Source organism: Salinispora oceanensis, assembly GCF_000383575.1.
Lineage (GTDB): Bacteria > Actinomycetota > Actinomycetes > Mycobacteriales > Micromonosporaceae > Micromonospora > Micromonospora oceanensis.
In genome coordinates this window covers 1,710,858-1,726,356 of sequence record NZ_KB911579.1, presented here as the reverse complement: position 1 = coordinate 1,726,356, position 15,499 = coordinate 1,710,858, and the positions used below count along the sequence as shown (strand labels likewise).

The following is a 15,499-nucleotide window of genomic DNA, read 5'->3' as shown; positions in this document are numbered from 1 at the left end:
CCCTCACGAAAGGCGTCTGATGCTGCGCACCATGCTCAAGTCGAAGATTCACCGGGCCACGGTCACCCAGGCCGACCTGCACTACGTCGGCTCGGTCACGGTGGACCAGGATCTGCTGGACGCCGCCGACCTGCTCCCGGGCGAGCAGGTGGCGATCGTGGACATCACCAACGGCGCCCGGTTGGAGACCTATGTGATCCCGGGGCAGCGAGGCAGCGGCGTGATCGGCATCAACGGCGCCGCCGCCCACCTGGTCCACCCGGGTGATTTGGTCATCCTGATCGCGTATGGACAGCTGGAGGACGCGCAGGCGCGTACCTACCAGCCGCGGATCGTGCACGTCGATTCGGGTAACCGGATCGTCGACCTGACCGCGGATGCGGCCACGGCGGCGCCCGGGACGGCGGGGGCGCCGGTCCCCAACCCGTTGGCGGACTCGCTGGCCTGACCAGGCCGCACGCCCGCTTGTCGCCGCTGGTGGGCGGGCGCGGCATCGGCCTCGTACCCGACCGCGGACGCGGACTGGGCGCCGCTCTACGCGGGCTGCCGCAGCGAGATCGCGCGCTTCGCGGAGGTGCCCGACGACCCGACGCTACGGCTGCGGGTCGATGTGGTCGTCCGTCCACCCAGTGCCGGCCGGTGGAAGGTCGGCGATCGGGGGGTCCGCTGTTACCTGTGGCTCAGCGATCGCCGGGTGACCGGGTCGCTGCAGGGGGGGCCGGTCCGGCCCGGTTGCCGGTTCGGAACCGGTGACGGGGAGCTGGCTGCGCTCTGCTTCGGCCTCGTCGGAGGGCAGACCGGCGCGGTCGGGTACGGCGTTGCCCAAACCACTCGTCTCGCCCCCGCCGCCTCCTGCGTGCGTTGTTCGGGTTGACTGTGGGGATGGACCTACCGACCGGTGACTGGCCGGCCCTGCCCCGGCTACTGGCGGCGCCCGCGCCCGGGTGGGTGGAGACGACTGACGTGATCGTCGTCGGCTCCGGTGTCGCCGGGCTAACCGCCGCGCTCCACCTACGGGAGGCGGGCCTGCACGTCACGGTGGTCTCCAAGGTTGACATTGAGGAGGGCTCGACGCGCTGGGCGCAGGGCGGCATCGCCGCGGTGCTCGATCCGCACGACACGCCCGCCGCCCACGCCTCGGACACCGAGGTCGCCGGGGTGGGCCTCAGCGATCCGGCGGCGGTCCGGGTCCTCGTCGAGGAGGGGCCCACCCGGCTGCGGGAGTTGATGCGGATCGGCGCGGAGTTCGACCGCAACCCGGATGGCTCGCTCATGCTTACCCGGGAGGGCGGGCACCGAGCGGACCGGATCGTGCACGCGGGTGGCGACGCCACCGGTGCGGAGGTGCAGCGGGCACTACACGCCGCCGTACGTCGGGATCCGTGGATCCGGCTCGTCGAGCACGCCCTGGTGCTGGACCTGCTCCGGGCCGCCGGTGACGGTCCGGACGGGCTCGGCCCCGCCTGTGGGGTGACCCTGCATGTGTTGGGTGAGGGCAGCGAGGACGGCGTCGGGGCGATCCTCGGGCGCGCGGTGGTGCTCGCGACCGGGGGGATGGGGCAGGTCTTCGGGGTAACGACCAATCCCGCGGTCTCCACCGGAGACGGGGTGGCCCTCGCGCTGCGGGCCGGGGCCACCGTCACTGACGTGGAGTTCGTCCAGTTCCATCCGACCGCGCTGATCGTCCCGCCGTCCGCCCGGGCGGACGGGGCCCGGCACGCCCAGCAGCCGCTGGTCTCCGAGGCGCTGCGGGGCGAGGGAGCCCAGCTGGTCGACTCCGACGGCAAGCGGTTCATGGTCGGGCAGCACGAGCTGGCGGAGCTGGCCCCCCGGGATGTGGTCGCGAAGGGCATCCACCGGGTGCTGCTGGCCACCGGCTCGGACCATGTCTTTCTCGACGCCCGGCACCTCGGCGGTGCGTTCCTTGCCCGCCGCTTTCCCACCATTGTCGCGTCCTGTCTGGCGATCGGCGTGGATCCGGCGACCGACCTGATTCCGGTGGCCCCGGCGGCGCACTACGCCTCCGGCGGTGTCCGTACCGACCTGCACGGCCGGACCTCCATCCCCGGCCTGTACGCCTGCGGTGAGGTCGCCTGCACCGGTGTACACGGAGCGAACCGACTGGCCAGCAATTCGTTGCTGGAGGGGCTGGTCTTCTCCCGCCGGATCGCGGTCGATCTGGCGACCGGTCTGCCGGAGCAGCTGCGTCCGGCGCCGACCGGCGCCTGGGTGGGGGGTACGGGTCGGGTGCTCCCCGTCGCCGGCGTTCCCGACCTGCAACGGGCGATGACGCGGGGCGCGGGCGTGTTGCGGTCGGCGGCCACCCTGGCCGACACGGCGGCTGCCCTGGCCGCGCTCGGTGACGCCGAGGGAGTTCCCCGCACCGCGGACTGGGAGGCGACGAATCTGCTGACCGTGGCGACCGTGCTGGTGGCTGCCGCCACCGCGCGGCAGGAGACCCGGGGTTGCCACTGGCGGGAGGACTTTCCGGTGGCCGACGAGCGGTGGCGTGGCCACCTGGTCGGCGCCATTGATCCGCAGGGCCGGCTGATGCAAGGGTGGCGGGGGTTCGGGGTTGCTGAGCGTGGGGAGGGAACGTGACCGGGGAGACCGAGGGCTTGTTGCGGGCGGTGGGGCTGGACCCGGAGCGCGTACGACGGGTGATCACCGACGCGCTCCTGGAGGATCTGGGGCCGGAGTTTCTCGACGTGACCAGTGTCGCCACGATCCCCGACAGCCAGGTTGACACGGCGGACGTGGTCGCCCGCGCCGACGGGGTGGTCGCCGGGTTGCCGGTGGCCGCCGCGGTTTTCGAGCTGGTGGGCGAGGTGACCGGAGCCGGCCGTACGGTGGCGGTGTCGCTCGTCGCCCAGGACGGGCAGCGGGTGGCCCGCGGCGACGTGCTGGCCACGGTGACCGGCCCGACCCGGCTGCTGCTCACCGCCGAACGCACCGCGCTGAACCTGCTTTCCCGCATGTCCGGTGTCGCCACCCACACCCGGGCCTGGGCCGACGCGTTGGCCGGCACGAAGGCGATGGTGTTGGACACCCGGAAGACGACCCCGGGCCTGCGGGCGCTGGAGAAGTACGCGGTTCGTGCCGGCGGCGGCACCAACAAGCGGATGGGCCTGCACGACGTGGCCATGGTCAAGGACAACCACAAGCTGGCGGCCGGTGGGGTGGCCGCGGCGTACCGGCGGGTCCGGGCGGCCTTCCCGGGCGTGGGGGTGCAGGTGGAGGTGGACACCCTGGCCGAGGCGGTGGAGGCGGTGGAGGCGGGCGCCGACTTCCTGCTGGTCGACAACATGGGGGTGGAGTTGCTGCGTGAGGTGGTGAGCGCGGTCGGGGAGCGGGCCGAGTTGGAGGCGACCGGGGGGCTGACGCTGGCCGTGGCGGCCGAGGTGGCGGCGACCGGGGTGGACTTCCTGTCGGTCGGCGCGCTCACCCACTCGTCGTCGATTCTGGATATCGCGCTGGACCTACGGACGGAGTGAGGGAGCGGGCCGCCGGTCGGTCCGGTGGCCCTCGGGGTGGGACCCGGCGATCGGGCGGCGGGCGAGGGGGCCCGCCGCGGCGTGGGCTCCGGCCCGCGCTGGCGGTTGTCTAGGCTGTCGGTGTGCTGCTTTGCATCGACATCGGAAACACCAACACCGTGCTGGCGACCTTCGATGGCGACAAGCTGGTGCACTCGTGGCGGATCAACACCGATCCGCGGTCGACCGCGGATGAGTTGGGGTTGATGTTCCGGGGCCTGCTCTCCGGCGCCGACGTGGAGATCAGCGGAGTGGCGGCCTGCTCGACGGTGCCCGCCGCGCTCCGGTCGGTGCGTACGATGCTGGACCGCTACTACGCCCATGTGCCGCACATGATCGTTGAGCCCGGGGTGCGGACCGGGGTACAGCTCGCCATCGACAATCCCAAGGAGGTCGGCGCCGACCGAGTGGTCAACACGCTCGCGACGTACAACCTCTACGGCGGTCCGTCGATCGTCGTCGACTTCGGCACCACCACCAACTTCGACGTGATCAGTGGGCGGGGCGAGTTCCTCGGCGGGGCGTTCGCCCCCGGCATCGAGATTTCCTTCGACGCGCTCGCGGCCCGCGCCGCCCAGCTGCGCAAGGTCGAGGCCGCGCGGCCGCGGTCGGTGATCGGTAAGAACACGGTCGAATGTCTGCAGGCCGGCCTCTACTTCGGCTTCGCCGGGCAGGTGGACCGGATCGTTGAGCGGATGGTGGAGGAGCTGGGCACGGTCAAGGCGGTGATCGCCACCGGCGGGCTGGCCCCGTTGGTGATGCAGGAGTGCCGGACGATCACCCATCATGAGCCGATGATCACTCTGATCGGGCTCCGGATGGTCTACGACCGTAACGTGTGAGCCAGGACCTCCCGAGTACGGTACGACCGGTAGTCAGCGCTGGGTGACTCCGGCTACCGCGGTCGTTATCGGTCGTCTTCGCCCCCCGGACGCTGGTGCGGGCGTGGGTTCGGTCATGGCGGCTGGCTATCCGATGTCCCCCGCGAGAGCCCTTGAGTACGCTCGGGGGCTGACCCCGCCCGAATTCCCTGCCTGAGGAAGCGCGCCGTGATCGAGCAGAACGCCGTACCAGTTGACCCCGCCGACGACCTTCCGGAGCAGATGAAGGTCCGCCGGGAGAAGCGGGACCGGATGCTCGCCGAGGGGATCGAACCGTATCCGCTCGGTTATCCGCGGACCAGCACGCTCGCCGAGATCCGCCAGGGCTACGCCGACCTGCCCACCGACACGGCCACCGGGGACCAGGTGTCGGTCACCGGCCGGGTGATCTTTGTGCGGAACACCGGCAAGCTCTGCTTCGCCACGCTCCGGGACGGCGACGGGACCGAGCTGCAGGCCATGCTCTCCCTGGACCGGGTCGGCGCGCAGCGGCTCGCGGACTGGAAGCAGCTGGTGGACCTCGGGGACCTCGTCGGGGTCACCGGTGAGGTGATCACCAGCCGGCGCGGTGAGCTGTCGGTGCTGGCGCAGGAGTGGGCGGTTACCGCGAAGGCCCTGCGCCCGCTGCCGGTGGCGCACAAGCCGCTCAGCGAGGAGGCCCGGGTCCGGCAGCGCTACGTTGACCTCATCGTTCGTCCGCAGGCCCGGCAGATGGTGCGTACCCGGGCGACCGCGGTCCGTAGCCTGCGGGAGTCCCTGCACGATCGGGGCTTCCTCGAGGTGGAGACCCCGATGCTCCAGCTGCTGCACGGCGGTGCGGCTGCTCGCCCATTCGTGACCCACAGCAATGCCCTCAACACTGACCTCTATCTACGAATCGCTCCGGAACTATTTCTCAAGCGCGCGCTCGTTGGTGGCGTAGATCACGTCTTTGAGATCAACCGTAACTTCCGCAATGAGGGCGTTGACTCGTCGCACTCGCCGGAGTTCGCGATGCTCGAGGCTTACCAGGCGTATGGCGACTACGACACGATCGGTGAGTTGACCCGTCATCTCATCCAGCGGGCGGCGCTCGCGGTCGGCGGCTCGACGGTGGTGACCCACGCGGACGGTCGTGAGTTTGACCTCGGCGGTGAGTGGCGTTCCGTGACGTTGTTCGGATCTCTTTCCGAAGCGCTCGGAGAGGAGGTCACGGTTCGTACGGAGCGGACCCGCCTGGTCGAGTACGCGGACAAGGTGGACTTGGCGGTCGACCCGAAGTGGGGTCCGGGCAAGCTGGCCGAGGAACTGTTCGAGGAGTTGGTCGTCCCGGGTCTGCTGGCGCCCACCTTCGTGCGGGACTATCCCGAGGAGACCAGCCCGTTGGTCCGGGCCCACCGCACTGAGCCGGGCCTGACCGAAAAGTGGGACCTCTACGTACTCGGCTTCGAACTGGGTACGGGCTACTCCGAGTTGGTGGATCCGGTGGTTCAGCGGGAACGTCTGGTGGCTCAGGCGCGGCTCGCGGCGCGGGGCGACGACGAGGCGATGCAGCTCGACGAGGACTTTCTCCGGGCCCTGGAGTACGGAATGCCACCGTCTGGTGGTATGGGAATGGGAATCGACCGGCTCCTCATGGCGCTGACCGGCCTGGGAATTCGGGAAACCATCCTCTTCCCGCTGGTCCGACCGGAGTGACGGTCGGGCTACCCGACTCGTAACCGGATCCTATTGACGCGCGGAGCGGCATCCGGGTTATTGTGCTCTTGCGGGATTCGCAGAACCGCTGCACCCTGCTGGAAAGGAATGTGGGACGTGGCCAAGCAGATCATTCATAAGCTGGTCGATGACCTGGATGGCGGGGACGCTGACGAGACCGTCAAGTTCGCCCTCGACGGCGTTCAGTACGAGATCGACCTGTCGAGCGTCAACGCCGAGAAATTGCGGGAGGTATTCGCCGCGTACGTCGCCAACGGCACGAAGGTGGGCCGGGGCGGCGTGGTCGTGGGCGGCCGGGCTGCCCGGGGTCGGGGCGGTGCCACCGCCGATCGGGAGCAGAACAAGGCGATCCGGGCCTGGGCCAAGAAGGCCGGCAAGGAGATTTCCGACCGGGGTCGCATCCCGCAGGAGATCGTGGACGAGTACCACGCTCGCGCCGGCCACTGATTCGGCATCTGGCGGACGCCGGCCCGGAGTGCAGACTCCGGGCCGGCGTTGCTGTGTCTCGGCCCGGCGTTGCTGTGTCTCGGCCCGGCGTTGCCGTGTCTCGGCCCGGCGTTGGCGGGTTGGGCGGCGCTACCGCCGGTGGGGCCCGCGGTGTCGCCCTTGGCTTGGGGCGGGTGGGCTGTTTCTGGTCCGGTGGCGGGTTTCGGGGGTGTCGCGGGGTCGATCCGGCGGCGGTCGAATTTCGCTCTGCGCGTAGCAGCGCTGCTACCGGAACACCTGCTGAGCGTGGACGGTTGGGCAAAACAGAGCGTATCCGGCACCACCGGGGGAGACAGGACCCCAGCGGAGTCGGCCCGCGGCGATAGAGTTAAAAGGCACGGACGCCCATCCCGGGCGTTCACGCAGCGGCCCCGCCACGATCTAGATCATCGAGGCGCACGGTATGTGAGGAGCACGAGGGCATGTTCGAGCGGTTCACCGACCGAGCGCGTCGGGTTGTTGTCCTGGCCCAGGAAGAGGCCCGGATGCTCAACCACAATTACATTGGTACTGAGCACATTCTGCTGGGCCTGATCCACGAGGGTGAGGGCGTGGCCGCCAAGGCGCTGGAGAGTCTGGGGATCTCTCTGGAGGGTGTGCGTCAGCAGGTTGAGGAGATCATCGGGCAGGGCCAGCAGGCACCGAGTGGTCATATTCCGTTTACCCCGCGGGCCAAGAAGGTGCTGGAGCTGTCGCTGCGAGAGGCGCTGCAGCTCGGGCACAACTACATCGGCACCGAGCACATTCTGCTGGGCCTGATCCGTGAGGGTGAGGGCGTGGCGGCGCAGGTGCTGGTGAAGTTGGGGGCGGACCTGAACCGGGTTCGTCAGCAGGTGATCCAGCTGCTGTCGGGTTATCAGGGCAAGGAGCCGGCGGCGGCGGGGACGGCGCCGGGTGAGGCCGCTCCCTCGACGAGCTTGGTGTTGGACCAGTTCGGTCGCAATCTGACGCAGGCGGCTCGTGAGGGCAAGCTTGATCCGGTTATCGGTCGGGAAAAAGAGATCGAGCGGGTCATGCAGGTGCTGTCCCGGCGGACGAAGAACAACCCGGTGCTGATCGGTGAGCCGGGTGTGGGTAAGACCGCCGTGGTGGAGGGCCTGTCGCAGCGGATCGTCAAGGGCGAGGTGCCCGAGACGCTGAAAGACAAGCAGCTGTACACCCTTGACCTGGGTGCACTGGTGGCCGGCTCACGGTATCGGGGTGACTTCGAGGAGCGGTTGAAGAAGGTCCTCAAGGAGATCCGTACCCGTGGTGACATCATCCTGTTCATTGACGAGATCCACACGTTGGTGGGTGCGGGTGCCGCCGAGGGCGCGATCGACGCGGCGAGCATTCTGAAGCCGATGCTCGCGCGGGGTGAGTTGCAGACCATCGGCGCGACGACGCTGGATGAGTACCGCAAGCACCTGGAGAAGGATGCCGCGCTGGAGCGCCGGTTCCAGCCCATCCAGGTGGGTGAGCCATCGTTGCCGCACACCATTGAGATTCTGAAGGGTCTGCGGGACCGCTACGAGGCGCACCACCGGGTGTCGATCACGGATGCGGCCCTGGTGGCGGCGGCGACCCTGGCCGACCGGTACATCTCGGATCGATTCCTGCCGGACAAGGCGATCGACCTGATCGATGAGGCGGGCGCGCGGATGCGGATCCGGCGGATGACCGCGCCGCCAGACCTGCGGGACTTCGATGAGCGGATCGCGCAGGTGCGTCGGGACAAGGAGTCCGCGATCGACGCGCAGGACTTCGAACGAGCCGCGCAGCTGCGGGACACCGAGAAGCAGCTGCTGGGCCAGAAGGCGCAGCGGGAGAAGGAGTGGAAGGCCGGCGACCTGGACGTCGTTACCGAGGTTGACGACGAGCAGATCGCCGAGGTGCTCGGTAACTGGACGGGTATCCCGGTCTACAAGCTGACCGAGGAGGAGACCTCCCGGTTGCTGCGGATGGAAGATGAGCTGCACAAGCGGGTCATCGGCCAGGAGGACGCGGTCAAGGCGGTGTCGAAGGCGATCCGCCGTACGCGGGCCGGTCTGAAGGACCCGAAGCGGCCGTCTGGCTCGTTCATCTTCGCCGGCCCGTCCGGGGTTGGTAAGACCGAGTTGTCCAAGGCCCTCGCGGAGTTCCTCTTCGGCAGCGAGGACGCGTTGATCCAGCTGGACATGTCCGAGTTCCATGACCGGTACACGGTGTCCCGGCTCGTCGGTGCGCCTCCCGGCTACGTCGGCTACGACGAGGGCGGGCAGCTGACCGAGAAGGTCCGTCGGCGGCCGTTCAGCGTGGTCCTCTTCGACGAGATCGAGAAGGCCCACCCGGACGTGTTCAACACGCTGCTGCAGATCCTTGAGGACGGGCGGCTCACCGACGGTCAGGGTCGGATCGTGGACTTCAAGAACACGGTCATCATCCTGACGACCAACCTCGGTACCCGCGATGTCGCCAAGGCGGTCTCGCTGGGCTTCCAGGCCTCTGATGACTCCGACTCGAATTACGACCGGATGAAGCAGAAGGTCAACGACGAGCTCAAGCAGCACTTCCGGCCGGAGTTCCTCAACCGGATCGACGACACCATCGTCTTCCACCAGCTGCGCCACCGGGAGATCCTCTCGATCGTCGATATCATGATCGGCCGGATCGAGACCCAACTGCGCAACAAGGACATGGGGCTGGAGCTCACCGACAACGCCAAGCAGTACCTGGCGACGAAGGGCTTCGACCCGGTCCTCGGTGCCCGGCCGCTACGCCGCACGATCCAGCGCGACATTGAGGACAACCTCTCCGAGCGGATTCTGTTCAACGAGCTGAACCCGGGCCAGATCGTCATCGTTGACTGCGACGGCGATCCGACCAATATCGATTCCTCCAGCCTCACCTTCCGCGGCACCGACAAGCCGGCCGAGCTGCCGGACGCGGTCCCAGCCGACCTTGGCGGCGCCGCGACGGGGGCGGACGACGCGGCATAGGCGCCGGGCAGGTCCAGCCGAGTGAGTAACGGCCCGATGGCGATCGCCATCGGGCCGTTACTCGTGCTCAGCTGAGGAGAATCGGCGGTCCGTCCCCAGCCAGCCGGAAGTACGCCTCGTTGACCTGCTCCACGAGGCCGTCGTTGACCAGGCCGGCCAACGCCCGAAAACGCTGTGTCTCGTCGGCCCACACCTGGTCCAGGCGTTGCCGGGGCACCGGGGCGGGTGCCTCCCGGAGTACGCCGAGTAGCAGTCCACGAACCTGGCGGTCGGTGCCCGCGTACCGTTGCGGACGTCGGGTGGGGCCGGCCGGCGCCGGCTCCCCGGAGGCCCGCCAGGCGCAGATCGAGGCGACCGGGCAACTCCCGCAACGTGGCGACCGGGCCGTGCAGACCACCGCCCCCAGCTCCATGAAGGCGGCACTGGCCAGCGCGGCGGCGGCCGGTTCCGCCGGCAGTAGCTCCTCGGCGGCGACCAGGTCGGCTGGGCGGGTGGCAGGGCCGGCGTCCGGTTCACCTGCGACCGCCCGACAGATCACCCGTCGTACGTTGGTGTCCACGACGGGGTGCCGCTGCCCGTACGCGAACGCGGCCACGGCCCGCGCCGTGTATGTGCCGACTCCCGGTAGGGCAAGCAGCTGTTCCAGCCGGTTCGGCACCTGCCCACCGTGCCGCTCCACCATCGCCACCGCGGCCTCGCGCAGTCGAACCGCCCGCCGCGGGTAGCCGAGCCGTCCCCACATCCGGATCGCCTCCGCTGGCGGCTCCGCTGCCAGGTCGGCCGGGGTGGGCCAGCGGGCCATCCAGTCCGTCCAGGCGGGCAGCACTCGGGCGACCGGGGTCTGCTGGAGCATCACCTCACTGACGAGGATGGCCCAGGCGCCTACCTCGGGGTGCCGCCACGGCAGGTCCCGGGCATGCTGGGTGTACCACCGGCTGACCTGGGTGGTGAAGGTCGGTTCAGTCATCGTCGGTCGATCATGTCACGCCCCGGGAGGCGCGCTCCCGCGGCGGCCAGCCCCGCTACCAGTCCCGACGAGTGGTCAACCGGGCAGTACCTGATGGTGCTCTGGGGCTGGTCGGGGAGAATCCGGGGATGAGTGAGCTTGCCATCACCGTCATCGGCCGGGATCGGCCCGGCATCGTGGCCGATGTCGCCGAGGGACTCGCCCGGCTCGGTGCGAATCTCACCGACAGCACCATGACCCGGCTCCGGGGGCATTTCGCGATGACGCTGATCTGCGTGGGCCCGGCCGTCGCCGAGGCCGAGGCCGCGCTGGCGCCGCTCGCCGCCGACGGTCAGCTACTGGCGACGGTACGCGCGGTGGTGCCGGATGGGGAGCAGACGTCGAACGGTGCGCCGTACGTGCTGGCGGTGCATGGTGCTGATCGGATGGGCATCGTCGCCGCCATGACCCGGGTGCTCGCGGAGGCAGGCGGCAACGTCACGGACCTGAGTACCCGACTCGCTGGCGCGCTCTACGTCGTCCTCGCTGAGGTCGAGTTGCCACCGGGTGTGGTCGAGCAGGTGACGGCCCGGTTGGCGGCAACCGCCGCCGACCTCGGGGTGGAGGTCACCCTTCGGCCGGCCGACCCGGACCTGTTGTGAACCGCGAGGAGCGCGCCGGCCTCGGCGACTGGACGCTGGACGTGCTGGGCCCACCGGGCCAGGTGCGACCGGTGGTGTCTGCCCCGGCCGCGGTGCTCAGCCGGGAGGGCGGTGCGGTGGATCCGACGGCGGAGCAGACGGTACGCCTCGCCGCCGATCTGGTCGCCACGATGCGCGTCGCTCCGGGCTGCGTCGGTCTGGCCGCCCCGCAGATTGGGGTCGGTGCCCGGGTCTTCGCGGTGGATGTCACCGGCCATCCGAAGGCCGGCATCGTGCACGGTGCGTTTGTGCTGTGCAATGCGGTCGTGGTGGAGGCCAGCCGATGGAAGGCTGGACGGGAGGGCTGCATGTCCGTGCCGGATCTGACCGGTGACGTCAAACGCGCCGGTCACCTGGTGGTCGAGGGGGCCCTGCCCGGGACCGGAGCGACGGTTCGGTTGGTCACCAACGCGTTCGAGGCGCGGGCCCTGCAACACGAGATCGACCACTGTGCGGGTCTGCTGTTCTTGGACCGGGTTGCCGGTGCCCACGCGGTGTACCAGCGCAAGGTTTACCTCTGATCGCCGGCCCGGCTGCGGCCACTGGTCTGCCGGAGAAGGTGACCTGGCCGCGCCGGCGGAGGTCACCTTCCGTTCTGCTGCCTGCACCTTCGGCAACCTGCATCGTCGTAAGTGGAGAAATGCTTCCGTCGGCTTGGGCTGGGCCGGCGCGTCGCTGTCGGTTGCCGGACGGGACGCCGCTAGGGTAGGACATCATGCGTCTGACGGTCGGCCCCCTGCCCCCCGCCGTTTACTGGCGGCGTCGCGCCGTTGTGCTCGGAGCGGTGTTTCTCTTTCTGGTTGTCGTTTTCTACTCCTCGTTCGGCAGTTCGGAGGAGCCCGCCAACAAGAATGCCAGCGGGCAGGAGCAGCCCTCCGGTGACTCCGGGACCGACTCCGACCCACCGAAGAGCACTGAGCAGCCGGACCCGCCGGAGGATTCGGGCGATGCTGGCGGGGAGGAGTCGCCCAACTCCGAGTCGTCCGAGGGGGCTGAGGTGGATGACCCGCCCCCGGCGCCCCCGGTACCCGACGACGGCACCTGCCGTGACGACGAGATCCGCGTGACCGCTGTCCCCCAGCCGGGGTCGGTGGACCAGGGCGGTGCCGTTGATCTGCAATTGAAGATCCAAAATAGCTCGGGCCGGACCTGTAGCCGGGATGTCGGTGCGGACCTACAGGAGCTGTTCCTCAAGGATGGGGCGGCGAAGATCTGGTCCTCCGACAGCTGTGGCGTCGGCGAGGGCTCGGATGTCCAGTCGTTCACGCCGGACCTCGAACGGTCCTATCGGGTCACCTGGAACGGCAACGACGACACCCGCTGTAAGGGTGGGGTCGCCGTCGGCCCTGAAGCGCCGCCCGGCACCTATCAGGTTTTCGCCCGGGTCGGCACGAAATTGAGCGAGCCCGTGGAGCTCAAGGTCACCGGCTGACCGAGCCGTACACTGGTCGACCGCATCGCGCCTCGGCTGACCGGCGGGCGGTAACGCCGACCGAGCCGATTGTGCGTCGACTCATCACTGAACATGCCACCGGCGGTCAGACGTAGCGTTCCAGGATCGATGCCTCGGCGAGCCGGGAAAGGCCTTCACGGACGCCCCTTGCCCGGGCGTCTCCAACACCCTCGACGGCCTGCAGGTCCTCCACGGTCGCGCCGAGTAGTCGCTGAAGGCTGCCGAAGTGCCCCACCAGGCGGTCAACGATCGCTACCGGCAGCCGTGGCACCTTGGCCAGTAGCCGGAACCCACGGGGACTGAGCGCGGCGTCGAGCGCGTCGGCGGCGGCGGGGTAGCCGATCGCCCTACTGACAGCGACCAGGTCGATCAGTTCGGCGGCGGTCAGCAGGTCCAGCTCGACCAGGGCCTCGTCGAGGGTGCGTGACTTGCGGCCGGTGGGCAGGTAGTCCCGGATGACCAGGGTGCGGTCGGCGTCCACGCCGGCCATCAGCTCGTCGAGTTGCAGCGCGAGGAGCCGGCCGTCGGTGCCCAACTCCACCACGTATCCGGCGATCTCGTCGGCGATCCGACGGACCATCTCGAGCCGTTGGACGACGGCGACCGCGTCCCGAACGGTGACTAGATCCTCAATCTCCAGGGCGGAGAGGGTGCCGGAGACCTCGTCCAGGCGTAGCTTGTAACGCTCGAGCGTGGCGAGTGCCTGGTTGGCCCGGGAGAGGATGGCGGCCGAATCGTCCAGTACGTGCCGCTGGCCGTTGACGTAGAGGCTGATGATCCGCATGGATTGGCTCACCGAGATGACCGGGTAGCCGGTCTGACGGGCAACCCGCTCGGCGGTGCGGTGCCGGGTGCCGGACTCCTCGGTGGGGATCGCGGGATCGGGCATCAGGTGCACTGCCGCCCGGACGATCCGGCTGCCGTCGCTGGAGAGCACCACGGCACCATCCATCTTGCACAGCTCGCGGACGCGGGTGGCGGAGAACTCCACGTCGAGTGGGAAGCCGCCGGTGCAGAGGCTTTCGACGACCTTGTCGTAGCCCAGAACGATCAGGGCGCCGGTGCGTCCGCGGAGGATCCGTTCCAGTCCGTCCCGCAGGGCGGTGCCGGGTGCCATCAGGGCCAGGTTGGCGCGCAGCGGGTCACTGGCCGCGCCGCCGGTCACGTGCACGCTGATCGGACGGGCGGGCGAACCCACGGCACCGGTGCGGGCGTACGGTGTCGCGCCGGCAGGCTTGGTGGTGTCGCGGTCGGTCGGCACGGGGACAGTCTACGGACTGCTCTGCCCTGGGTGCTGCCGCGGTTACTGTGATGTGTCGTGCTGCCTGGATTAACCGATTACACCGTCTTATAGACGGTTTATCGGAATACTTCCCGTACTGATGGGAGCTGAGGATTACTCCGCAGATGCCCGTGCGACGGCCTGGAGCGCGGCTCGGACATCACTGACTTCGATCACTCGTAGCTGGTCGGTGCGGACGCCGGTGCTCTCCGGACCGCAGCCCGGTGGTACGAGCGCGAGCCGAAAGCCGAGCCGGGCCGCCTCGGCCAGCCGGCGCGGCACCGCCCCCACCCGCCGTACCTCACCGGTGAGTCCGACCTCCCCGATCGCCACCAGGTGTGGCGTGATCGCGAGGTTGAGCCCGCCGGAGGCGACCGCCAGGGCGACCGCCAGGTCGGCGGCGGGCTCGACGACCCGGATGCCGCCAACAGTGGCCGCGAAGACCTCCCGATCGTGCAGGGTCAACCGCTCGGTACGCCGTTGGAGCACCGCCAGGACCATCGCGAGTCGGGCTGAGTCGAGCCCGGAGACCGTCCGCCGAGGCGACCCGGCCACCGTCGCCCCGATCAGCGCCTGCACCTCGGTGACCAGAGCACGTCGCCCCTCCATCGCCACCGTGACACAGGTGCCGGGAACCGGCTCCGAGTAGCGGGTGAGAAAGAGTCCGGACGGATCGGCCAGGCTGCTGATGCCGCCCTCGTGCATCTCGAAGCAGCCGACCTCGTCCGCCGCGCCGAACCGGTTCTTCACCCCCCGCACCAATCGCAGGGACGAGTGCTTGTCCCCTTCGAAGTGCAGCACCACGTCAACCAGGTGCTCCAGCACCCGCGGGCCGGCCACCTGGCCGTCCTTGGTGACGTGCCCCACCAGCAGGGTCGCGATGCCCCGCTCCTTGGCGACCGCCACCAGGGCCGCGGTGACCGCGCGGACCTGGGTTACCCCACCGGGCACTCCTTCGGTGCCGGTGGTCGAGATCGTCTGCACCGAGTCCAGTACCAGCAGCCCCGGCTTGACCGCGTCCAGGTGCCCGAGTACCGCGGCCAGGTCGCTCTCCGCCGCCAGATAGAGCTGCTCGTGCAGGGTGCCCATCCGTTCGGCGCGCAACCGGACCTGGCTGACCGACTCCTCGCCACTGACCACGAGCGATGGGTTGGCGCCGCCGGCGGCCCACTGCTGCGCCACGTCGAGGAGCAGGGTCGACTTGCCGACCCCCGGCTCACCGGCGAGCAACACCACCGCGCCCGGAACCAGGCCGCCGCCGAGCACCCGGTCGAGCTCACTGACGCCGGTCGGGCGGGCGCGCGCCGGCGCGGCGCTGATGGTGGCGATCGGCCGCGCGGGCTCGGCCGGCAGCCGGGAACTGACCACCCGGCCGGAGACGGTCGGGCCGGTCAGGGTGCACTCGACGACCGAACCCCATTCGCCGCACTCCGGGCAGCGGCCGACCCACTTCGGTGGCTGGTGGCCGCAGGCGTCGCACTCGTAGGCGGGGCGGGGCTCGCGGGCGGCGCGGGAGCGGCCGCCGGTCGCGCTGGCGCGGGAGGATCGGGAGGTGGTCACAC

Annotated in this window: 13 protein-coding genes and 1 pseudogene; 11 read left to right on the top strand and 3 right to left on the bottom strand. The window is 69.6% G+C overall.

What is annotated here, in order from left to right:
• The first annotated feature begins 19 nt into the window (after positions 1-19).
• The 8 genes and pseudogenes from panD (at position 20) to SALPAC4_RS0107965 (ending at position 9,555) form a co-directional block, all read left to right on the top strand.
• Positions 20-448 (top strand): aspartate 1-decarboxylase, encoded by a 429-nt coding sequence (gene panD, locus SALPAC4_RS0108005; protein ID WP_018255233.1) that lies wholly within the window; start codon positions 20-22, stop codon positions 446-448.
• Between the two features lie 39 nt (positions 449-487).
• Positions 488-753: pseudogene (locus tag SALPAC4_RS26265) on the top strand (septum formation family protein); the annotation flags it as partial.
• Between the two features lie 129 nt (positions 754-882).
• The gene (locus SALPAC4_RS0107995) at positions 883-2,601 is read left to right on the top strand and encodes an L-aspartate oxidase (RefSeq protein ID WP_019869875.1); all 1,719 of its coding nucleotides are present in this window, start codon (positions 883-885) and stop codon (positions 2,599-2,601) included.
• The gene (gene nadC, locus SALPAC4_RS0107990; RefSeq protein WP_019869874.1) at positions 2,598-3,494 is read left to right on the top strand and encodes a carboxylating nicotinate-nucleotide diphosphorylase; all 897 of its coding nucleotides are present in this window, start codon (positions 2,598-2,600) and stop codon (positions 3,492-3,494) included. Before SALPAC4_RS0107995 ends, nadC begins: the two co-directional genes overlap by 4 nt.
• A 122-nt stretch (positions 3,495-3,616) precedes the next feature.
• The gene (locus tag SALPAC4_RS0107985) at positions 3,617-4,375 is read left to right on the top strand and encodes a type III pantothenate kinase (protein WP_018217457.1); all 759 of its coding nucleotides are present in this window, start codon (positions 3,617-3,619) and stop codon (positions 4,373-4,375) included.
• Positions 4,376-4,582: 207 nt separating this feature from the next.
• Positions 4,583-6,091, top strand: coding sequence for a lysine--tRNA ligase (gene lysS, locus SALPAC4_RS0107975; protein ID WP_019869873.1), 1,509 nt, complete (start codon positions 4,583-4,585; stop codon positions 6,089-6,091).
• Between the two features lie 117 nt (positions 6,092-6,208).
• A complete protein-coding gene (locus SALPAC4_RS0107970) occupies positions 6,209-6,559 on the top strand; it encodes a histone-like nucleoid-structuring protein Lsr2 (protein ID WP_033660423.1) in 351 nt (116 codons plus the stop codon).
• Positions 6,560-7,020: 461 nt separating this feature from the next.
• Entirely contained in the window at positions 7,021-9,555 is a 2,535-nt protein-coding gene (locus SALPAC4_RS0107965) for an ATP-dependent Clp protease ATP-binding subunit (RefSeq protein ID WP_019869872.1), read from the top strand.
• Between the two features lie 67 nt (positions 9,556-9,622).
• Here SALPAC4_RS0107965 and SALPAC4_RS0107960 read toward each other — a convergent pair whose 3' ends face one another.
• A complete protein-coding gene (locus SALPAC4_RS0107960; RefSeq protein ID WP_018737265.1) occupies positions 9,623-10,522 on the bottom strand; it encodes an HhH-GPD family protein in 900 nt (299 codons plus the stop codon).
• 128 nt (positions 10,523-10,650) lie between these two features.
• Here SALPAC4_RS0107960 and SALPAC4_RS0107955 point away from each other — a divergent pair, with 128 nt between their 5' ends.
• The 3 genes from SALPAC4_RS0107955 (at position 10,651) to SALPAC4_RS0107945 (ending at position 12,634) form a co-directional block, all read left to right on the top strand.
• On the top strand, positions 10,651-11,163 hold the full coding sequence (locus SALPAC4_RS0107955; protein WP_018737266.1) for a glycine cleavage system protein R: 513 nt from the start codon (positions 10,651-10,653) through the stop codon (positions 11,161-11,163).
• Positions 11,160-11,723 carry a peptide deformylase gene (locus tag SALPAC4_RS0107950; RefSeq protein ID WP_018731424.1) on the top strand — a complete coding sequence of 188 codons (564 nt, stop codon included), beginning with the start codon at positions 11,160-11,162 and terminating at the stop codon, positions 11,721-11,723. The genes SALPAC4_RS0107955 and SALPAC4_RS0107950 overlap by 4 nt, the downstream gene beginning before the upstream one ends.
• A 194-nt stretch (positions 11,724-11,917) precedes the next feature.
• Positions 11,918-12,634, top strand: coding sequence for a hypothetical protein (locus tag SALPAC4_RS0107945; RefSeq protein WP_019869871.1), 717 nt, complete (start codon positions 11,918-11,920; stop codon positions 12,632-12,634).
• 106 nt (positions 12,635-12,740) lie between these two features.
• Here SALPAC4_RS0107945 and disA read toward each other — a convergent pair whose 3' ends face one another.
• Both disA and radA read right to left on the bottom strand, forming a co-directional pair.
• A complete protein-coding gene (disA, locus tag SALPAC4_RS0107940; protein ID WP_019869870.1) occupies positions 12,741-13,916 on the bottom strand; it encodes a DNA integrity scanning diadenylate cyclase DisA in 1,176 nt (391 codons plus the stop codon).
• A 135-nt stretch (positions 13,917-14,051) separates the two neighbouring features.
• Positions 14,052-15,497 (bottom strand): DNA repair protein RadA, encoded by a 1,446-nt coding sequence (gene radA / locus SALPAC4_RS0107935; RefSeq protein WP_019869869.1) that lies wholly within the window; start codon positions 15,495-15,497, stop codon positions 14,052-14,054.
• Positions 15,498-15,499 lie beyond the last annotated feature (2 nt).